Source organism: Nocardia sp. NPDC019395, assembly GCF_040632335.1.
Classification (GTDB): Bacteria; Actinomycetota; Actinomycetes; order Mycobacteriales; family Mycobacteriaceae; genus Nocardia.
Genome location: NZ_JBEYBT010000001.1, coordinates 1,269,278 through 1,288,670, shown reverse-complemented (window position 1 = coordinate 1,288,670; position 19,393 = coordinate 1,269,278). Strand labels below are relative to the sequence as shown.

The following is a 19,393-nucleotide window of genomic DNA, read 5'->3' as shown; positions in this document are numbered from 1 at the left end:
TCCGCGAGGTCAACACTTGTTGGCATCGACGATAATCCGCCCCGGACACGAAGTCAACGACTGTTGGCCTACACTTGTTGACATGAGAAGGACTTCGGGCGAAACGAAGGCCGGCATCCTCGCCGCGGCGCGCGAACGATTCGCTGCCGACGGCTACGACCGCGCCACCATCCGATCCATCGCGGCCGACGCCGGGATCGACCCGGCCATGGTGATGCGGTACTACGGCAACAAGGAACGGCTGTTCGCGGCCGCGGCCGAATTCGATCTGGAGCTACCCGCCCTCATGGACCACCCCCGGGAGGAGATCGGCAACGCGCTGGTCGCCCACTTCCTCGAGCGCTGGGAGCGCGACGAAGGCCTGCTCATTCTGCTGCGGGCCGGAGTCACCAACGAAGCCGTCGCCGAACGGATGCGGGATATCTTCGCAACCCAGCTCGCGCCGGTGGTCGCGGCCGCGGGTATCGACCCCCGCGAGGGGCCGACCCGCGCCGGCCTGGCGGCCTCACAGATCCTGGGCATGGCCCTGTGCCGATTCATCCTGGCCTTTCCGCCACTCGCGGAGTTGTCGCGTCAGGAGGTCGTCGACTGGCTCGGGCCGACGATTCAGCGCTATCTCACCGGCACACCCGGCTCGGACCTCACCGCGGCGGCGCCGGCGCCGCCGCGCCCGACGCCGCCATGATCTGGTCCTCGTATCGTTCGACGAACGGCAGCACCTGCTGCGCGATCACCTTGTTGTATTCGGACGGGCGCTGGCGCGGATTCGCGTGCCCGGTACCGTACGGCTTCACCACGAGCAGATTCCCGTCGATACCGCCGACCTGATCGACCAGGACCTGATGGGTGTACGCGACGTCGACGACACGGTCCCGGGTCGCGTCGTGCGGCCGGATGAAGACGATGGCGGGGCGGGGTTTGCCACGCTCCGCACGGGACAGCGCACGCAGATCGTTGGTCGCGCCACCGGCCACGATCGCCAGGAACTGCGCTTCGATAAGGCCGTTGCTCGCGGCATCGTCGTTGAATATCTTGTCCCGCAAGACCTGCTCGACCGCACGGCGGAACTCGGCGAACCGGATACCGGGCACACCGCTGTCGTCGAGGAACGACTCACGGCGGGAATAGGTCTCCACCGCGGTCCGCAGCCCGCGACTCTCCCGCGCACCGGGCAACCAGCCCATCCAGCGGACCATATCCTCACCGAGACCGCGGCTTTCGGGCCGGACAGCGTCCAGGTCGAGCGGCGTGCAATCCAGGAGCACCCCGACCAGCCGCCGGTCGCTTCCGGTGTGGATATGCCGGGCCACCTCCAGCGCGATCACCCCGCCCATACTGTGTCCCGTCAGCACGATATTGCGTACACCCGACATGACCGCGGCACGAACGACCAGATCGGCGATCACCTGGGTATCGATACCGCGGTTGTCATAACGGATCGCCCAGACCCCGCCCATCTCCCGCAGTGAAGGCAATGCGGCAGCGGTGGCGCTGGCGTTCAAACCACCCAGACCGACCAGATCGACAACAGCGGTATCCCGATCAGCGGGATCGAACGGCGCGGCGACCGGCAACAGCGCGGGTTCGGTCCGTGCCAGCCGCGCGCGTTCCGGCGCCACATCGTGCTCCCAGTACTGCGCGAACGCGACAAGTGCGATCATCAGTAGTACGGCAACCCGCAACAACGCCAGCCTGGTGCGACGCAACGCCTTCCACCGGTAGCCGATACGCGTCTCGCGCCACCGGGCTCTACGGCGTTCGTCGCTCCAGTCACCGACGGTGGACGGATGCCATTCGTCCATCGGCGACATGAACTCCACTGTATGCGTTCACCCGGCGATCGCTCGGCGATCGCGGCGCGTTCGTACCGCCCGTCAGCCCTTCGCGACCCCGTCGACCAGCAATCGGCGAATCGCCTCGTTCAAGGCTGTGATGGAGTTCTCGTCCGGATCACGCAGTCCGTGCACGACCCCGGCGAGCAACATCCCGGTGACCGCGCGCGCGGTGTTGCGGGTATCGAGATCCGCGCGCAGATAGCCGCGCTCCACCCCGTGTTCGAGGTATCCGGTGGTCAGGGCATCGGCGGTATCGAGCAGACCGTAGAGGCGCCGGGTGAGCTCGTCGTCGATACCGGTGGCGTGGAAGAGCAGCAACTGTGCCACGCGACGGTCCTCGATCAGGATCCCGGTGAGCGCGACGCCGATTCGTTCGATCTGTTCCCGGTACTCGTCCAGTGTGCTCGCGGCGTCGGGAGCGTTGTCGGTGCCCAGGGCGCCGACGATGCGGGCGGCCAGATCGTCGATCACATGGTCGATGATGTCGCGCTTATTGCTGAAGTACCGGTAGAAGGTGCCGTGCCCGATTCCCAGCGCAGCCGCGATATCGGCGATACCGGTCGAGTGATAGCCCTTCTCCGCGAAACAGACGAAGGCGGTATCGATGATCTCCTGTCGCAGCTCCGCCTTCCGGCGTTCGGCCCGCGTCGATGGCTTCGTCACGCGCTCGATGATACTGTCATCAGGAACGGAATGATGTGTCATTCTGTGACGAGTGGTTCAGATCGCTGGGAGGTTCGACGTGGCACCTCGATACGACGCCGTCGTGATCGGTGCGGGATTCGGCGGAATGGGGGCCGGTATCCAGCTCGACCGCCTCGGCCTCGGCAATTTCGTCATCCTCGAACGCGAGTCCGATCTGGGCGGAACCTGGTTCGTCAACCGCTATCCGGGCCTCGCCGTCGATATCGCCTCGGTGACCTACTCGTACTCCTTCGAACCCAATCCGTTCTGGTCGCGGCTGTTCGCACCCGGTGCCGAACTGAAGAAATACGCCGACCATGTCGCGGACAAGTACCGCTTGCGCGACCGGATGCGTTTCGATACGACGGTCGAGAGCGCCCACTGGGATGCCGGGCAGCAGTGCTGGGTGGTCACGCTCGCGGGCGGGGAAACACTCACCGCGCGCTATCTGCTGACCGCGACGGGTTTCCTGTCCCAGCCCTACACGCCGGCCTTCCCCGGGATCGACTCCTTCGCGGGCAAGATAATCCACACCACGGCGTGGGACGACACCTACGATCTCACCGGCCGCCGGGTCGCGATCATCGGCACCGGCGCCACCGGTGTGCAACTGGTTCCCGAGATCGCCTCCCGGGCCGGTGAACTCACCGTATTCCAGCGCACACCGATCTGGGTTGTTCCCAAGATCGATATGCCGATACCGTCCGCGGTGCAGCGGCTCTTCGCGCGCGTACCGCTCACCCAGAAGGCCGCCCGCATGGCCAATACGACCATGCTCGAAGCCCTCATGGTCATCGGAGTTCTGCACTACAAGCAGGCACGACCCTTGAACAAGGCGGCCGCCCTGCTGGCAAAGGCACATCTGCGCGCCCAGGTCCACGACGAACGTCTCCGGGAGCAGTTGACGCCCCACTACGATTTCGGCTGCAAACGACCCACGTTCTCCAACCACTACTTCGTGACGTTCAACAAACCCCACGTCCGGTTGGAGACCAACGCGATCGAACGCGTCGAATCCGACGGGATCGTCACCGCGGACGGTACGAAAACCGCTGCCGACACCCTCGTCCTGGCCACCGGGTTCAACCTCTGGGACGTCAACTTCCCGGCCCTCGAGATCATCGGCCGCGACGGCGTGAACCTCGGAAAATTCTGGCGCGAGAACCGATTCCAGGCCTATGAGGGAATAACTGTGCCGAAATTCCCCAATTTTCTGAGCCTCAACAGCCCGTATTCCTACAGCGGTTTGTCGTACTTCACCACCATCGAGGCGCAGATGAAACATATGGGACGGCTCTTCGGCGAGTTGTTCCGCCGGAACGAGACGACCTTCGAGGTCACCGAACGCGCCAATACCGAATTCCTGGAGCGGGTGACCGAGAAGCTCGATTCCTCGGTGTTCTACGGCGGCGACTGCACCACCGCCCGCAGCTACTATTTCAACCAGCACGGCGAAGCGGCACTACTGCGGCCCACCAGTACCGTCAACGCCCACCGTGAGGCCGTGCGGTTCCCGCTCGACGATTACTCCTACGGCCCGATCCGCTGACCGGGCGTCGGCGGAAGCGCTCCGCCCGAGCCGGCATCGCAAGCGCCGCCGGCCACCTCCACCGGCCGCCGAGGGCACGGACTTGTGACCCGTGGAGAAGGCTCCGATCGTTCCTTGTGAGGTCCCGCAGAATCATCCGTGTACGCGGCTCGAGCCGACCGCTAGGATCAGTGCGCGTCGTAAAGTAAGCCGCCACGCGCGGAACTGAGCCACGGCCACAAGCCAACGGAGACAGTTCGTTCGAGCGATCACCACGCTCACTGCCTCCGGGTCACACCGGCCGGCCGTGCCGCGGCGGCCGCCGTCGACCGCGCGAGTTTCGCCTTTCACCCCTCGGCGACTGGCACCACGGCACTACGAGTGCCGCGTCCATCACCGCCGGGTCGCTTCCTGCTGTCCGAAAGAAGATCGTGTTCAGAGTTTCCACCCGATTCCTGATCTTGCTGCTGTCCCTCGTATCGGTGGGGTTGTTCGGCGTCGAGGCGAAAGCCGAACCGCTGTATCCCCAGCCCGATCCGGACCCCTTCTACACCGCACCCGACAACCTGGGCGACCTCCGGCCCGGCGACGTGGTTCGTACCCGGAAAATCGATACCGGCCTCTACGTCGGCACCGAGGGGCACCAGGTCGCGTTCCGGTCGACCAACTCCCAGGGCGAGCCGATCATGGGTATGACGACCGTCCTCATGCCGATCGGTGTCGCCCACCCGCCACTGGTCTCCTACCAGGCGTTGATCAATTCGCTCGGCACCCGATGCAATCCTTCGCGTTCCCTGTTCAACGGCGAGCTCCAGGACGCTGTCGGGGCGATGCTGCCGATCGGCCGCGGCTGGGCGATCTCGGTACCCGACTATCTGGGGCCCAATGTCGCCTACGCCGCCGGCCGGCTCAGCGGGATGGTGACTCTCGACAGCGTGCGCGCTGTCCAGCGGGTCGCCGAACTGGGCTTGGCGGACGCACCGGTCGCTGTCGCCGGATACTCCGGAGGTGGGCTCGCCACCGGATGGGCCGCGGCACTGCAGCCGTCCTACGCCCCGGAACTGAAGATCGACGCCGTGGTCGCGGGCGGGATCCCGGCGGATCTGGAAGAGATGGCGCTGGGACTCGGTTTCGCACCGCACCCGGGTTTCGGTCTCGCCTTCGCCGCCGCCATGGGCCTCGAACGCGAATACCCGCATCGGCTGCCGATCTCGGATCAGCTCAACGAGAACGGCCTGTGGTTCCGCGAATTCACCCATGACGCGTGCCGCCGGTTCCTGCTGTTCCACGGCGCTTTCCGCAGTGCCGAGCAGATGGCGGCCTCGAAAAGCCTGATGGACAGTCCGGAGGCGCGCGAGGTGTTGCACGAGAACAGTCTGCGATATTTCGACGATTATCCGGCGATGCCCACCTATCTCTGGCACGGCCGATTCGACACTCTCACGCCATACGACGGGGTGGCCGAATACGCCGGCCGCGCCTGCGCCGCCGGCGCACCGGTGAAACTGACCACCTACGATATCGCCGAGCATATGACCGCGGCAGTGGCGGGTTTCGGTGACGCGTGGAACTTCGTGGAGGCTCGCTTCCGCGGTGATCCGGTGCCCACGGGCTGCTGACAGTATGGACCGGCGAGGCGGGCAGAAATGCTCGTCTCGCCAGTAGGTCGGTCGGAAGTCGCCGAGCAGGCCTGGCCGCGGCCGCGGTCTTACTGCTCCGCACCGTTCCGGCGGGACCCACTATCGCGAATCGGAGCATTCCGCCCCGCGATCACCCTCGTAAATCATTGCCCACAAAGGCAATCGCACGACGATACAGATCCCTCGCCTGCCTTTCCTCCTCGATATCGTTGCCCCGCCGGGACGAGAACGACTGCGCAATGGTTCAATTCTCCAGCAAGTGCTCGGAGTTCAGGAGGCAAAGGGATGGCAGTGCGTTACTCGAAGCGGGATCAGACCAAACTCGTCAACCGGGTGAAAAAACTTGTCACCCAGGGCAAAACACTCAACGCGGCGTGCACTGCCGTCTCCGAACGCGAAGGGGGGCAGCCGTCGACGAACACACTCGCCAATTGGGTCAAGGCCGCGGGGCTTCCCGAGCCCGCCGCAACTCCGGACCCCGCTCCGGCACCACAGAAACGCCGGCGCCGTACCCGGACCGGCGATACTCCCGTCGCCGCGGCGGCCGCTACCGTGACCCCGGCGGTGGAACCGGAGCAGGAACCGACCGCGCGGCCCGAGCAGGAAACGGCTCCCGAGAACACCGGGTCCCAGGCGACCGATACCGGCGCCGATGAGAGCCCGCGTCTGGTTCCCGAACCCGAAACGGCACCCGCCGCGGAACTGGTTCACGTCCGATCCGCCGATACGGCAATGGATTCGAACGGTAACCTCGACGATCTCCTCGACGAGAACCTCCGCCTCCGGACGGCCCTGAGCGAGGCGAATCGAGAAATCCGCGCCATGCGTGATCTCCTCGTCGTATACGCGAGCCGGTGAAGGAACGCCCCGTCCGCATCTCGATGGTGCGGACGGGCGAACAAACCACCCGGGCCGGCACGGGCGACGTATCCGCCGGAACGGATTCCCCATTCCGGCGGAATTCCGATCACCGTTCGCCACGTGCGGTACCCGGTTTTCCGGCGAGTTCGGCTGCCGCCGTCTCGAGTACTCGCCGGAACGCATAGGTCAGCAGCGGGCGCGCTACCCGCCGCGTCAGCAGGGGACCGATGAGCGGAAAACGCAGTTCGACGGTTGTCGTCCACACCACCCGGGTACCAGCGGCGGTCTCGGTGAAATCCACCCGGCCCATCTCGTGCCGGGACGGTGGAATGCTGCGATAGACGTGATATTCGAACGAGCGGGGCGGATCATACGCGGTAATCCGCTCCCAGAAGATCCCCACGACCCAGACCAGGAAACGTACCGCGCCGCGCCCGTAGGGCGCCTCGGCACCGGGCACACGCAACCGCTCGTACAGGACCAGCGGAATTCGAGTGTAGTTGTGCGCGTTGCTGATCCATTCGAAGACCGCGGAAGCGGGCGCGGCGACGGTGCGCTCGACGGTGATCGTCTCCATGATGAACCTCCCGGCCGGATTCCGGCTGTTGCGGCATCGACAGCGTCTACTACACCCCATAGTAGACGCTGTCGCGCAATACCGGCAGCTATCCGCTCACCGGACTCGAGCGCCCGATACCCGGCCCGGAACAGCCACCGTTCCGGCAGGCGATCAGGCGGCCGAAGCCCGGCCGGTGATCAACGGCGCGATATGTGAGTACGCGAATTCGGCCAGCCGGTCCTCGGTTTCGAGACCGACAGCACCGACGGGCTGCAGGATCAGCGAGTGGACCACCCGGGCGGCCACTTCGACACGAATGCCGAGGTCGGGAATATCCGGCAGCCGCCGCTCCCGGAAAGCCCGGCCCAGAAGGGTTGTCGTCGCGGTGATCGCCATCGTGAAGAACGCTCCACCCTCGATCGTCAGCTGCGGCAGCAACCGGCCCGGTTCGACGGCCAGGACACGGTTGACCAGCCGATGCTCACGCCAGCGCGTGATCACCGTGACGAAGAGATCCACGATCACCGCGTCGATCTTCTCGTGCCGGGCGGGAATGGCCTCCAGTTCGTCGAGCAGGTTGCGCACTTCCCGCGCGGTGACCGCACGCACCAGATCGTCACGCGACCCGATGCGCCGATAGATGGTGCCGCGGTCGACGGCCGCCTGGCGGGCGATATCCCCGATGGTCGTCTTCTTGACGCCCAGACGTTCGAACTGCAGACGCGCCGCGTCGAGGATGCGCTCCTCGATCTCGTCGGGAAACGGGTCTTTCGAGGTAGGGGCGGGGGCGGACACGCGACCACGCTAGCAGCGAAGCCGCCTGTTGCAACAAATCGATAGATTTCGTTGCAACCACATTGCAAGGGAATATGTTGCATTGTACGGTCAGGGTATGGCTGATGACAGCGCACCGACCCGCCCCTACCGGGAAGAAGCGCACGCGATCCACGCGCGGGACGTCCACTTCGATTTCTCGACCGTGCCGATGCACTACATCCCGGGGGAAGTCCTGGCGACCCATGTCACCAACGTCATGCACCTGGTGCTGCCCGAAGGGGAACGCGCCATGGCCACCTGCCTGGCCGAGGCGTTGCCGTTCATCTCCGACGAGCGACTCCGCGAAGAGGTAACCGGTTTCATCGGCCAGGAGTCCATGCACGCCGGCAGTCACGAGGGTGCCCGCAACCATCTGCAGTCGATCGGCTTGGACGTCGAGTCCTATGTCGCGAAAATCGGCTGGCTCGTCGACCGGGTGCTGGGCGATCACGGACTGGCCGGCCGGGCCGAACAGGAGTGGCTCAAGGAACGCTTGGGACTCTTCGCCGGAATGGAGCATTTCACCGCGGTGATCGGTGAGTGGCTGCTCGAATCGGAAGTCCTCGCGGAACTCGGTATGCACCCGACGATGCTGGATCTGGTGCGCTGGCACGGTGCCGAGGAGGTCGAGCACCGGAGCGTGGTATTCGACGCCTATATGCATGTCGACGGCGGTTACGCGCGCCGGCTCCGCACCGGCCTGCTCGCCAGTGGGATGCTGTTGCCGCTGTTCGTCATCTCCACCGCCTACCTCTACCGCAAGGATCCGAGCCCGGCCAAGGGCCGCTTCTGGGGTCAGCAGTTCATCAGCGCTACCCTGCGGGGCGTCATTCCGAGCTTCACGACGTTCTTCACCGAGATGCCACGGTACCTGCGGCCGAGCTTCCATCCCTCACAACTGGGATCGATGGACAACGCCCTGCGCTATCTCGCGCACTCCCCCGCGGCCCGCGGATGAACACCACCGAGAAGGCTCCCTCGCCGGGCCTGCGCCTGCTCGGGGCCGCCGTGGACGTCTACAAAAAGATTTTCACCAATCCGGCCCTCTCGCCGCCCAGCCCGGTGCGGCGCAGCGGGTTCGACCTGGACGTCACGATCGAGACGGTGCGTACCGAGGCCGAGGATGTGGTCTCGCTGACGCTGGTCCGCACCGACGGACAGCAACTGCCCGCCTGGCGCCCCGGTTCGCATATCGACGTATTCCTGCCCTCGGGCCGGCAGCGCCAGTATTCGCTGTGCGGCGATCCGCGGGACCTCTCCCGGTATCGCATCGCCGTGCGGCGGCTTCCCGGCGGTGGCGGCGGATCGCTGGAGGTCCACGAACTCCGGCCCGGTGTCGCACTCCGGATCCGGGGGCCCCGCAACGCCTTCACCTTCGTGGACTCCGCCCCGCGGTACCTGTTCGTCGCCGCCGGGATCGGCATCACACCGATCCTGCCGATGGCACAGGTCGCCGGCGCCCGGGGGCGGCTGGTCTATCTGGGCCGCTCCCGGGCGACCATGCCCTTCCTCGACGAGTTGCCCGACGGCGCCGAGATCCGGCCGGACGACGAGTACGGCACACCCGATATTCCCGGGATACTGGCCGGAGCGCCGCCGGGGTCGGCAGTCTATGTCTGCGGGCCCCCGCCGGTTCTGGAAGCCGCCCAGCGTTGCCATTTCACGGTGAATCCGAGCGGATCGCTGCACACCGAACGTTTCTCGGCACCACCGGTGATCGACGGCCACGAATTCGACCTCACGCTGGCTTCCTCCGGCCTGCACGTGCGGGTGGACGCCGCGGAAACCGCGCTCGACGCGATCCGCCGGGTGCGGCCCGATACCGCCTTCTCCTGCCGCCAAGGGTTCTGCGGTACCTGCAAGACCAAGGTCCTGGCCGGGGATATCGACCACCGCGACCGCTCGCTGCCCGATACCGAACGCCCCGATCACATGCTCGTCTGTGTGTCCCGGTCCGCGGGCGGGCCGTTGGTTCTCGATCTCTGAATGCGAAAGGCCTGCAGCACCATGCGTACCCGATTCCCGCTCGTCGCCGCCGACGACACATTCCTCGATACCGCGGCCCGGCGCTACACCCATATCGTCGATATCCGGGCCTCGGCACAGCAGGTCTGGGACGCTCTGACCGCCGACGACGCCCTGGTGTCGTGGGCGCCGGTCGTCACCGATGCCCGGTGGACCGCACCACGCCCGTTCGGTATCGGCACCACTCGCGAGGTGACCCTGGGCGGCTTTCTGTGCCTCGAGGAGCGTTTCTACCGCTGGGACGAGAATTCGCGGATGACCTTCACCGCCGACAACGCCTCGATTCCGGGTCTGCGCCGTTTCGCGGAAGATCTCACGCTGCTGCCCCTGGCCACAGGCACCCGGTTGGTCTGGACATTCGCGCTGGAGGGCAATCCGCTGCTACAGCCGTTGCTCGCCGCGGCGAGCCCGGTCAACCGCCTGGTCACCAAAACCATCGCCGAGGGCACCACCCGGCGGGTGCGCGCGGAATCCGCGAGGATCCGCCGATGACGCGATACCTCCGCAAACGCTGCGGCCTCCGCCGACCGCTGATATCTATCCCGAGGGAGACTCGATGATCGAGCACCACAACGTCGTTGTCATGGGTGCCGGGTTCGGCGGTATCGGGCTGGCGATCGCCCTGCGACAGGCCGGTTTCGACGATATCGTCCTGCTCGAACGCGCCGCTGATCTCGGCGGTACCTGGCAGGCCAACACCTACCCGGGTTGCGCCTGCGATGTGCCGTCCCAGCTGTACAGCTACTCCTTCGCACCGAATCCGGACTGGTCCCGGATGTACGGGCGGCAGCGCGAGATCCTCGAGTACATCCGCACCGTCGCCACCGAACACGATGTGGTGCGCCATATCCGGTTGAACACCGAACTCACCGGCGCGCGGTGGGACGAGCAGAACGCGCTGTGGCGGATCGAGACCTCCCGCGGCTCTCTTACCGCAGATTTCTTCGTCTCCGCGGCCGGGGTTTTCGCCGAGGCCAAGTACCCCGCCCTGCCCGGTATCGAGACCTTCGAGGGCAAGTCCTTCCATTCGCTGCACTGGGACCACGACCACGATCTGACCGGTGAACGCGTCGCGGTGATCGGCACCGGAGCATCCGCGGTGCAGTTCGTACCCGAGATCCAGCCGAAGGTGGCCGCGCTCACGGTGTTCCAGCGGTCGGCGCCGTGGATCGTGCCGCGGATGGACCGGCCGACGCTCGGTCTCGAGCGCAGTCTGCTGCGCCGTCTCCCGCTGGCGCAGAAGGCGATCCGCGGCACCTGGTACACCCTGATCGAAGGGTTCGGGCTGGTCGGCTTCGTCGACAATCGTTTCCGGCACCCCTACGAGATGCTCGGCCGCCTCCAGTTGCGCCGCCAGATCCGCGATCCGCAGCTGCGCAAGAAAGCCACCCCCGACTACGTCATCGGCTGTAAGCGCGCCATCTTCTCCGACGCGTATCTGCCGGCGTTGGATCAGGACAACGTCGAGGTTGTCACCGATGGAATCGCCGAGGTCCGGCCCCGGTCCGTCGTCACTCGGGAGGGTGTGGAGATCCCGGTGGACACCATCATCTACGGCACCGGGTTCACCCCCATCCCGACGGCCTTCGAGCGGATCGTCGGCCGTGACGATCTCTCGATCGCCGACCATTACCACAAGGAACCGCAGACCTACCTGGGCACCGCGATGGCGGGGTTCCCGAACTTCTTCTGCACCCTCGGCCCGTTCGGCGCGGCCGGTAACCAGTCCGCGATATTCATGCTCGAATCGCAGATCGCGTATATCGTCGATGCCCTGACCACCCTGCGCGACCGTGGCGCCCGCCGCGTCGAGGTCCGCCGGGAAACGCAGGATGCCTTCGTCGAGGAGATGGCCCGGCGCAGCGCCGATACGGTGTGGTTGACGGGTGGCTGCCAGAGTTACTACACCACCCCCGACGGGCAGAACGCCGGGCTCTATCCGAGCTGGAGTTTCGAATATCGCCGCCGTACCAGGCAGTTCGATGCCGAGTCCTATGAGGTGACCCGATGAGAGCACCGCTACCCGGTCCACTGGACCGCCTGACCGCACCGGTGTACAACGTGCGGGGCAAGGTGGTGCTCGTCACCGGGGCGGGCCAGGGCATCGGCCGCGAACTCGTCTCGATCCTGTACCGGCGCGGCGCCACGATCGTGGCGGTCGATATCGACGAGGCCGCCGCACAGCGGGCCGCGGCCGAGCTGGGGTCCCGGGCGCACGGGATCGGCGCCGATGTCACCGACCGGGGCCGGATGGAGAAGGCGATCGCCGAGATCACCGAGCGGTTCGGCCGGCTGGATATCGTGGTGGCCAATGCCGGGGTGACACCGGTACCGGCGACGCTGCGCACCATGGAACCGGGCGATTTCGATCGGGTGCTGGATATCAACCTCACCGGTGTGTTCAATACCGTGCATCCGGCGCTCGACCACATCGTGCGCACCGGCGGTCATGTGGTCGTGGTGTCCTCCTGTGCCGCGTTCGCCCCGGGTATGGGCGGTTCCCCGTACATGATCAGCAAGGCCGCCGTCGAACAGCTGGGCCGGGCACTGCGGGTGGAACTGGCCGCTTCCGGCGCCACTGCCGGAATCGCCTATTTCGGTCTCGTCGAAACCCCGATGACCCATGCCATGCTCGATGCCGACGATCTCGGCCGTCGGATCAACGAACTGCTGCCCTGGCCGTTGAGCGTGCGGATCACTGCCGCGCAGGCCGCGCGGACCATCGCCGACGGGATCGCCCGGCGCGCACCGCGCACCATCGCGCCGAGCGGCTGGCAGCCCTACGCGCTGCTCCGCGGTGTGATCAATACCGTTCTCGACAGTCGCCTCGCCGCGGATTCGTCGGTGCACGATATCGTCCGCGCGATCGAGAGACGCCGATGACGTCGCCGGTGCGCGGCTCGTGGCAGTAGTCGCGCACCCCGGCCCCCTTCGAATTGCCGCCCGTCCGTGGCAAGCCCGTGCCACCGGCACTGATCCATGCCGGCGATAGGCGGCGAGCCGATAGTACCGCCGGTCATCGTCGGTGTGACGCGGGATTGCCGCGCAGGCGTTGTTCCAGCAGTGCTTGTTCGGCCGGGTTACGGGTCAGCGCCAGTGCCCGGCGGTCCGCGCCGGCCGCCTCCTCGCTGCGGCCGAGCTGCCGGAGCAGTTCTGCCCGGGTCGCGTGCAGCAGGTGATAACCGGCGAGCTGTCCGGTGAGTTCGTCCACGGTGGTCAGCGCCGATTCCGGGCCTTCCACCTGCGCTCGGGCTATAGCCTGGTGCAGCCGGATCACCGGGGAGGGAGCCATCGCCGACAGCAGCTCGTAGAGGACGACGATCTGCGGCCAGTCGGTCGTCGCCCAGTCCGCCGCCTCGGCATGGCAGGCGACGATCGCCGCCTGCACCTGGTACGGGCCGGGCTGCCGGATCCGCGCGGCCGCGACCAGCAACTCGATCGCACGTCCGATCAGGGCATGATCCCAGCGTGAACGGTCCTGATCGCGCAGCAGCACGATACGACCGGCACCGTCGAAGCGCGCCGCCGCACGCGCGCGATGCAGCCGGATCAGTGCCAGCAGGCCCATCACCTCCGGTTCGCCCGGCAGCAGCCTGTCGAGCAGACCCGCCAGCCATTCGGCATCGGCGGCGAGATCGAGATCACCGGGGACCCCGGTCGCCAGATACCCCTCGTTGAACAGCAGGTAGATGACGGCGAGTACCTCATGGAGACGTTCGGCGAGCTCGCTGTCCGACGGGGTCCGGTACGGGATACCGGCCTGCGATATCTTCCGCTTGGCACGGGTTATCCGTTGTGCGACAGCACTTTCGGATACCAGGAACGCCTTGGCCAGCTGCCCGGTGTCCAGTCCGCACACCATGCGCAGGGTCAAGGCCACCTGTGCCTCGCGGGAGAGCGCGGGGTGGCAGCAGATGAACATCAGCCGCAGCCGGTCATCGGCTTCCGCCCGGCCCGGCCGGCGCAACTCCCGGAGCTTGTCGCGATAGTTGGTTTCCCGGCGCAGCAGGTCCAGGCCGCGGCGGCGTGCCACGGTGAACAGCCACGCCTGCGGGTCGTCCGGAATACCGTCCCGCGGCCAGGTGCGCAACGCCTTCTCCACCGCGTCGGATACCAGATCCTCCGCGGCGGCGAAATCCCCGAGCAGTGCCATGAGCGCCGACGCCAGCCGGCTGCCGTGCTCCCGGAGTACTCCGGCCAGGACCCGGCCGGGGTCGGCGCCGGTCACATCAGGACCGGGCGGATCTCCACCAGCGGGCACCCGGGCCAGGTCCGGGCCATGGCGATCGCCTCGTCGAGATCGGCGACCTCCACCTCGACATAGCCGCTGACTATCTCCTTGCCCTCGACGAACGGCCCGTCGGTGATGATGGGCCCGCTGTCACCCTCGAGCCGGACCGTGGTCGCGGTATCGCCCCCGGTGAGTTTGCGGTTGTGCAGGATCTTGTCGCTGTGCCCGGCCAACCAGGCCTGGACCTGGCCGATCCCCTGTTCGCGGGCGGACGCGTCCATGGCCTCCCACGCCTTTTCCCACTGCTCGGTCTCGCAGAACATCAGCACGTATTTCATGCTCGAACACCTCCTTCACCCATTAGACGATCGGCGCACCCGCAAATCCGACACCGCGGCCGAAAAGAGAACACCCGGCCATCCCGTGCCGGCCCGCCGGCCGATCACATCGGGCGGCCGGTAATCGAGAACGGCCTGCCCTTGCGGTGCCGGCCGGTGGCCGGGCGCCGCCGGACGGTATCCGCGCGGCCTAATCCGGGTGGGCGTCCGGCTCGAGTCCCAGGTGGGAGGTGAGTTCGGCCGCGGCCGTGCGGCCCGCCCGGTTCGCACCGATGGTGCTGGCCGAGGGTCCGTACCCGATCAGGTGTATCCGCGGATCGACCGCGACCTGTGTCGCGGATCGGCCGGTCATGGTGATACCACCACCCGGGCCCCGTAACCGCAGCGGTGCCAGATGGTCCAGGGCGCTGCGAAACCCCGTGGCCCACAGGATCACCTGCGCCGGCTGGAAATCACCGTCGGCCCAGCGCACTCCGCCGGGCTCGATATGGTCGAACATCGGGCGCCGGCGCAGTACGCCCCGATCGCGGGCCGCGCGGAGACCATCGGTCAGCGGCAAGCCGGTCACCGACACCACCGACCCCGGCGGCAACCCGTGCCGCACCCGGTCCTCGACGATCGCCACCGCACGCCGGCCCGCGCCTTCGTCGAACGGCACCTCCCGGAACTCGGGTTCGGACCGGGTCACCCAGGTGGTGGTCGTCACCCGGGAGATCTCGTCGAGCAACTGCACGGCGGAGATACCGCCGCCGACCACCACGACGTGCTGTCCGGCGAACTCTTCCGGTTCCCGGTAGTCACGGGTGTGCAGCTGGCGGCCGGTGAAGACTTCGGCTCCGCGATAGTGCGGTACGAAGGGGTGTTCCCAGGTCCCGGTGCCGTTGATCAGTCCGCGGACGCGGAGGGTGCCGGCGGTATCGGTTTCGGCGTGCAGCAGCCCGTCGCGTTCGCTGCGATCGCAGACCACGCGCACTGTTACGGGCCTGCGCACACGCAGCTCGAACTGCTCCTCGTATCGCCCGTAGTAGTACGGCACCGCTGTCGCGGCGGGAACTTCGGCGCCGCCGGTCCCGGCGGTCGCGGGCGGCAGATTCTCGGTGAACGACATCCCCGGCAGATCGTGCACCCGGTTGACGGTGCTCAGGGTCAGCGACGGCCAGCGGAACTGCCATGCGCCACCGGGCCCGGGAGCGTGATCGACGATGAGAAAATCGCGCCCGGGAACCAGCCCGCGCCGCCGCAGGTGATACCCGGCCGACAGCCCCGACTGCCCGGCACCGATCACCAGGATCTCGAAATCCGGCCGTACCGGATCCGCCGATTCGGGCACCATGATCGACGATGCTAGCTCGACCGGCCGCCCGGCGAACGGGCCGTCCGGTTGATCGCGGACGATATTCTCCGGAAACCGGCCCAGGCAGATCACGCAGCGGCGAGCACCCCGTCCGATGGGCTGTCGATACCGATCACACCGGCCCGAACCGCTTCGGAGAGAAGAGCTCTCATCTGACGCACACGTTCGGCGAAGAGCCGGCCGGGATCCGAGGTGTCCGGCGGCACTCTTGCGCCGCCCCGGCGATCACCCCGCTCGGGCGACGTACTATTCTTCCTTCTCCGGAAGGCCTGCGAGCTGATCGCGGGCGGCTGTCCGGCGGCCTGCCGCCACCTCCTCGATGTGCAAAACGCCACACTACCGCTCTGCCCGGCAGGCCCCCATTTATTTGATTAGCGAAAGCAACTGCTCTAAAGTTGATTAGCGAAAGAAACTATCCACCTCTTGGAGTCCCCGTGCCCATCTCATCGGATACAGCGCAGAACCTCCTCGGTGAGATGTTCCATATCGGTCGCGCTCTCCGGATCGCCCTGGCCTTCTCCGACGCAGGTCAGCTCCCACCCGGCGGGCTCGGCGTACTCACCACCCTCGATGTGGCCGGTCCCTGCCGGCAGGTCGACCTCGCGGCCGACCTCCGCATCACCCAGTCGGCGATGAGCCGGCACATAACAGAATTGGTCGGCGCCGGATATATCAGCCGGCAGGCCGACCCCAGCGACGGTCGCGCGGCCCTCGTTCAGCTCACCGGCGAGGGCCGGGACCTCCTGTACCGAGCACGGGAGATCCACACCCGGCACTTGCAGGAAACCCTGAACGACTGGTCCGAAGACGACGCCGAACAGGCGTTCCTGGCCGTACGCCGGCTCCGTAATTCCCTCAACTCTCGCGCTCGCTGTGCCCCAGCGGACGAGAACCCGCAGGTTTCGAAAGAGAGAACCGATGTCTGACACCGAGGCGCCAGCCTCCCGCGATCCGCTCGCCATGAGCCATCGCCAGATCCTGGAAGCGATGACCGGTCTGCTGGCCGCGCTGTTCACCGCGCTGCTCAGCACCACCATCGTCGCCAACGCCCTACCCACCATCATCGCCGACCTGGAAGCTTCACAGACGGCGTATGCCTGGGTGATCACGACGGCCCTGCTCACCAACGCAGCGTCGACGCCGATCTGGGGCAAACTCGCCGATCTGTTCAACAAGAAGACCCTGGTCCAATCGGCCATCGTCATCTTCGTCGTCGGATCGGTGATCGCCGGCCTCGCACACAACGTCGGCCTGCTGCTCGCCGCCCGCGCACTGCAGGGCGTCGGGATGGGTGGCCTGACCGCGCTGGTGGTCGCGATCATCGGCAGTATCGTTCCGCCCCGCGAACGCGGTCGCTACTCCGGCTATATGGGTGCGGTGATGGCGGTCTCCATGACCGGTGGGCCGATCCTCGGCGGCGTTATCGTCGACAGCGCGCTGGGCTGGCGCTGGTGCTTCTACATCTGCATCCCGCTCGCGGTGATCGCCCTGTTCCTTCTGCAGCACACGCTGAAACTGCCCACCGTTCGCAAGGACAACGTCTCCATCGACTGGCTCGGCGCCACCCTGCTGACCGCCGGGGTGTCCGTACTGCTGATCTGGGTCTCGTTCGCCGGTAAAGCCGGCTACTACGACTGGTGGTCCACCGAGTCCGCGCTCTACGTGGGCGGCGGCGTGCTGTTGCTGCTCGCTACCGTGCTGGTCGAAGCCAAGGTGAAGAATCCGGTCATCCCGCTGAAGATCGTCACCGAGCGCACTACCGCATTGGCCATCATCGCCTCGATCGCCGTCGGTGTGGGCATGTTCGGCGCCACCACCTTCCTCGGCCAGTACCTGCAGACTGCACGCGGGTACTCCCCCACGGCCGCCGGCTTGCTGTCCTCGCCGATGGTCGCCGGAATGCTGGTCGCCTCGGTCTCCTCCGGCGCGCTGATCACCCGGTTCGGCAAATGGAAGCCGTTCGTGGTCTCCGGCGCCGCACTGCTGGTCATCGGCTTCTCGCTGCTGTCGACCGTCGACCACGCCACCAATATGTGGCTCATCGGTGGTTTCATCACCATCACCGGCGCCGGTGTCGGCATGATGATGCAGAATCTCGTGCTGGCCGTGCAGAACACCGTCAGCGTGCACAATATCGGCGCCGCCTCCAGCAGCGTCGCGTTCTTCCGCACCTTCGGCGGTGCCATCGGAGTCTCGGTACTCGGTTCGGTACTGGCCACCCGCGTCAGCGATCTGTCCACCGCTCGCTTCGCCGAGATGGGGATCAACACCACCTCGTCCGGTAGCGGCAACCTCGATATCAAGGCCCTGCCCGCTCCGATCGCCGAGATCGTGCGCTTCGCCTACGGCGACGCCACCGGTCGGATCTTCCTGATCGCGGCGGGGGCAACAGTGGTGGCGTTCATCGCCGCGGTTCTGCTGCCGAATCGGCCGCTGCGGCGGACGATCGATATCGAGCAGCCTGTCGATCCCGCCACGGCCACCGATATGGAGCCGAAAACCGAAATCCCGGACGATCTCGCCGAACTCGACACCGCGGCCTATGCCGTCGCCGAACCCGCCGCCCGCGCCGGCGCGGACGCAGCGGATCCGGATGTGGCACCGCGACCCGACCGGACGCCGGTGGCTGTCGGTGCGGCGGCCGGGCCGGTCCCGGTCGCGCAGAACGGACACGGCGTGTACGCGGCCGCCGCGCCCACGGCCAAGAACCTGTCGGCTGCCGGATTCGCCGCGGGCGAACCCGTGCGGGCCTCGGTCGACGGCCGCATCACCCGGGACGACGGCCGGCCCGTCCCCGGCGCCGCACTCACCCTGATCGATGCGCGTGGACAGCAGGTCGCCCGGGCGATCGGGACCTCCGACGGCGGCTATTCGATCACCGCGCCCGGGTCCGGGAACTATGTGCTGATCGCCTCGGCGGCAGGGCATGGGCCGACCGCGGTCAATGTGACCGTCACCGACCATCCCATCCGCGCGGATCTCGTCCTCAACGGTCTCGGCGAACTGTCGGGTATCGTCCGCTGCGCCCCGACCGGGGAGCCCCTGGCCGGCGCGACCGTCACCGTGACCGATCAGCGCGGGGAGGTCGTGGCATCGGCCGCCTCCGACGTCAAAGGCGCCTACCTCTGCCACGGCGTGGTTCCGGGCAGCTACACGCTGGTCGCGGTCGCCGACCATATGCGACCCAGCGCAACCGCCCTGACAGTCCCGGACAGCGGCCTGCTGCGCCACGATATAGAACTGGCGCCGATGGCGGTGCTCACCGGGTCGGCACGGGCCGAGAGCGGACGACTGCTGGAAGATGTCCAGATCACCGTGCTCGACGCCGCCGGTGAGGTGAACGCCACGGTGCGAACGGATGAAAACGGCCGCTACGTCGTGACCGATCTGCCCGAGGGGCAGTACACGGTCGTTGCCCGCGGCTATCCTCCGGTCACCGGGCAGGTCTCGGTGAACGGGGCGGAAGCGGACTTCGACGTGCGGCTCGGCTACGAAACCGAGGAAAATTCATGATGCGGTCCC

Annotated in this window: 18 protein-coding genes and 1 pseudogene; 12 read left to right on the top strand and 7 right to left on the bottom strand. The window is 66.8% G+C overall.

The genetic code is table 11. The features are described 5' to 3' along the window. Positions 1 to 82: 82 nt before the first annotated feature. Complete coding sequence (locus tag ABZ827_RS05325; protein ID WP_357233029.1) at positions 83 to 685, top strand: TetR family transcriptional regulator; 603 nt, start codon at positions 83 to 85, stop codon at positions 683 to 685. Here ABZ827_RS05325 and ABZ827_RS05320 read toward each other — a convergent pair. Together ABZ827_RS05320 and ABZ827_RS05315 are read right to left on the bottom strand one after the other, a co-directional pair. Next, a complete protein-coding gene (locus tag ABZ827_RS05320; protein ID WP_357233027.1) occupies positions 642 to 1,811 on the bottom strand; it encodes an alpha/beta hydrolase in 1,170 nt (389 codons plus the stop codon). The genes ABZ827_RS05325 and ABZ827_RS05320 overlap by 44 nt on opposite strands. 63 nt (positions 1,812 to 1,874) lie before the next feature. Further along, entirely contained in the window at positions 1,875 to 2,540 is a 666-nt protein-coding gene (locus tag ABZ827_RS05315; protein ID WP_357233026.1) for a TetR/AcrR family transcriptional regulator, read from the bottom strand. Positions 2,541 to 2,577: 37 nt separating this feature from the next. Here ABZ827_RS05315 and ABZ827_RS05310 point away from each other — a divergent pair, with 37 nt between their 5' ends. The 3 genes from ABZ827_RS05310 (at position 2,578) to ABZ827_RS05300 (ending at position 6,545) form a co-directional block, all read left to right on the top strand. Further along, the gene (locus ABZ827_RS05310; RefSeq protein ID WP_357234513.1) at positions 2,578 to 4,068 is read left to right on the top strand and encodes an NAD(P)/FAD-dependent oxidoreductase; all 1,491 of its coding nucleotides are present in this window, start codon (positions 2,578 to 2,580) and stop codon (positions 4,066 to 4,068) included. Between the two features lie 434 nt (positions 4,069 to 4,502). Next, positions 4,503 to 5,666, top strand: a complete 1,164-nt coding sequence (locus ABZ827_RS05305; RefSeq protein ID WP_357234510.1) for a lipase family protein — start codon at positions 4,503 to 4,505, stop codon at positions 5,664 to 5,666. 306 nt (positions 5,667 to 5,972) lie between these two features. Next, complete coding sequence (locus ABZ827_RS05300; RefSeq protein ID WP_357233024.1) at positions 5,973 to 6,545, top strand: hypothetical protein; 573 nt, start codon at positions 5,973 to 5,975, stop codon at positions 6,543 to 6,545. Between the two features lie 109 nt (positions 6,546 to 6,654). Here ABZ827_RS05300 and ABZ827_RS05295 read toward each other — a convergent pair whose 3' ends face one another. Both ABZ827_RS05295 and ABZ827_RS05290 read right to left on the bottom strand, forming a co-directional pair. Then, on the bottom strand, positions 6,655 to 7,125 hold the full coding sequence (locus ABZ827_RS05295) for an SRPBCC family protein (protein WP_357233022.1): 471 nt from the start codon (positions 7,123 to 7,125) through the stop codon (positions 6,655 to 6,657). 153 nt (positions 7,126 to 7,278) lie between these two features. After that, on the bottom strand, positions 7,279 to 7,902 hold the full coding sequence (locus tag ABZ827_RS05290; RefSeq protein ID WP_357233020.1) for a helix-turn-helix domain-containing protein: 624 nt from the start codon (positions 7,900 to 7,902) through the stop codon (positions 7,279 to 7,281). A gap of 97 nt (positions 7,903 to 7,999) precedes the next feature. On the opposite strand from ABZ827_RS05290, the gene ABZ827_RS05285 reads away from it, so the two are divergent. From ABZ827_RS05285 to ABZ827_RS05265, 5 genes are all read left to right on the top strand, one after another. Then, the gene (locus tag ABZ827_RS05285) at positions 8,000 to 8,881 is read left to right on the top strand and encodes a metal-dependent hydrolase (RefSeq protein ID WP_357233018.1); all 882 of its coding nucleotides are present in this window, start codon (positions 8,000 to 8,002) and stop codon (positions 8,879 to 8,881) included. Continuing rightward, positions 8,878 to 9,909 carry a PDR/VanB family oxidoreductase gene (locus tag ABZ827_RS05280; RefSeq protein ID WP_357233016.1) on the top strand — a complete coding sequence of 344 codons (1,032 nt, stop codon included), beginning with the start codon at positions 8,878 to 8,880 and terminating at the stop codon, positions 9,907 to 9,909. Before ABZ827_RS05285 ends, ABZ827_RS05280 begins: the two co-directional genes overlap by 4 nt. Before the next feature lie 21 nt (positions 9,910 to 9,930). Continuing rightward, positions 9,931 to 10,440 carry an SRPBCC family protein gene (locus ABZ827_RS05275; protein WP_357233015.1) on the top strand — a complete coding sequence of 170 codons (510 nt, stop codon included), beginning with the start codon at positions 9,931 to 9,933 and terminating at the stop codon, positions 10,438 to 10,440. 64 nt (positions 10,441 to 10,504) lie between these two features. Then, entirely contained in the window at positions 10,505 to 11,959 is a 1,455-nt protein-coding gene (locus ABZ827_RS05270) for an NAD(P)/FAD-dependent oxidoreductase (protein ID WP_357233013.1), read from the top strand. After that, positions 11,956 to 12,831 carry a short-chain dehydrogenase/reductase gene (locus tag ABZ827_RS05265; RefSeq protein ID WP_357233011.1) on the top strand — a complete coding sequence of 292 codons (876 nt, stop codon included), beginning with the start codon at positions 11,956 to 11,958 and terminating at the stop codon, positions 12,829 to 12,831. The genes ABZ827_RS05270 and ABZ827_RS05265 overlap by 4 nt, the downstream gene beginning before the upstream one ends. Before the next feature lie 133 nt (positions 12,832 to 12,964). Here the strand turns inward: ABZ827_RS05265 and ABZ827_RS05260 are convergent, their stop codons facing one another. The 3 genes from ABZ827_RS05260 to ABZ827_RS05250 form a co-directional block, all read right to left on the bottom strand. Beyond that, positions 12,965 to 14,176, bottom strand: a complete 1,212-nt coding sequence (locus ABZ827_RS05260; protein WP_357233009.1) for a sigma-70 family RNA polymerase sigma factor — start codon at positions 14,174 to 14,176, stop codon at positions 12,965 to 12,967. Further along, positions 14,173 to 14,517, bottom strand: coding sequence for a YciI family protein (locus tag ABZ827_RS05255; RefSeq protein WP_357233007.1), 345 nt, complete (start codon positions 14,515 to 14,517; stop codon positions 14,173 to 14,175). Before ABZ827_RS05255 ends, ABZ827_RS05260 begins: the two co-directional genes overlap by 4 nt. Before the next feature lie 190 nt (positions 14,518 to 14,707). Continuing rightward, on the bottom strand, positions 14,708 to 15,850 hold the full coding sequence (locus tag ABZ827_RS05250; protein ID WP_357233005.1) for an NAD(P)-binding domain-containing protein: 1,143 nt from the start codon (positions 15,848 to 15,850) through the stop codon (positions 14,708 to 14,710). 455 nt (positions 15,851 to 16,305) lie between these two features. On the opposite strand from ABZ827_RS05250, the gene ABZ827_RS05245 reads away from it, so the two are divergent. The 3 genes and pseudogenes from ABZ827_RS05245 to ABZ827_RS05235 all read left to right on the top strand — a co-directional run bounded on the left by ABZ827_RS05245 (position 16,306) and on the right by ABZ827_RS05235 (position 19,384). Next, positions 16,306 to 16,797, top strand: coding sequence for a MarR family transcriptional regulator (locus ABZ827_RS05245; protein WP_357233003.1), 492 nt, complete (start codon positions 16,306 to 16,308; stop codon positions 16,795 to 16,797). Positions 16,798 to 16,831: 34 nt separating this feature from the next. After that, positions 16,832 to 18,325: pseudogene (locus ABZ827_RS05240) on the top strand (MDR family MFS transporter); the annotation flags it as partial. Between the two features lie 33 nt (positions 18,326 to 18,358). Further along, complete coding sequence (locus ABZ827_RS05235; RefSeq protein WP_357234507.1) at positions 18,359 to 19,384, top strand: carboxypeptidase-like regulatory domain-containing protein; 1,026 nt, start codon at positions 18,359 to 18,361, stop codon at positions 19,382 to 19,384. The last annotated feature ends 9 nt before the right edge of the window (positions 19,385 to 19,393 follow it).

Coding starts and splice junctions, on each gene's coding strand:
- ABZ827_RS05325 (WP_357233029.1), top strand. CDS start 83: ATGAGAAGGACTTCGGGCGAAACGAAGGCCGGCATCCTCGCCGCGGCG.
- ABZ827_RS05320 (WP_357233027.1), bottom strand. CDS start 1,811: ATGTCGCCGATGGACGAATGGCATCCGTCCACCGTCGGTGACTGGAGC.
- ABZ827_RS05315 (WP_357233026.1), bottom strand. CDS start 2,540: ATGACACATCATTCCGTTCCTGATGACAGTATCATCGAGCGCGTGACG.
- ABZ827_RS05300 (WP_357233024.1), top strand. CDS start 5,973: ATGGCAGTGCGTTACTCGAAGCGGGATCAGACCAAACTCGTCAACCGG.
- ABZ827_RS05295 (WP_357233022.1), bottom strand. CDS start 7,125: ATGGAGACGATCACCGTCGAGCGCACCGTCGCCGCGCCCGCTTCCGCG.
- ABZ827_RS05285 (WP_357233018.1), top strand. CDS start 8,000: ATGGCTGATGACAGCGCACCGACCCGCCCCTACCGGGAAGAAGCGCAC.
- ABZ827_RS05280 (WP_357233016.1), top strand. CDS start 8,878: ATGAACACCACCGAGAAGGCTCCCTCGCCGGGCCTGCGCCTGCTCGGG.
- ABZ827_RS05275 (WP_357233015.1), top strand. CDS start 9,931: ATGCGTACCCGATTCCCGCTCGTCGCCGCCGACGACACATTCCTCGAT.
- ABZ827_RS05270 (WP_357233013.1), top strand. CDS start 10,505: ATGATCGAGCACCACAACGTCGTTGTCATGGGTGCCGGGTTCGGCGGT.
- ABZ827_RS05265 (WP_357233011.1), top strand. CDS start 11,956: ATGAGAGCACCGCTACCCGGTCCACTGGACCGCCTGACCGCACCGGTG.
- ABZ827_RS05255 (WP_357233007.1), bottom strand. CDS start 14,517: ATGAAATACGTGCTGATGTTCTGCGAGACCGAGCAGTGGGAAAAGGCG.
- ABZ827_RS05250 (WP_357233005.1), bottom strand. CDS start 15,850: ATGGTGCCCGAATCGGCGGATCCGGTACGGCCGGATTTCGAGATCCTG.
- ABZ827_RS05235 (WP_357234507.1), top strand. CDS start 18,359: ATGGAGCCGAAAACCGAAATCCCGGACGATCTCGCCGAACTCGACACC.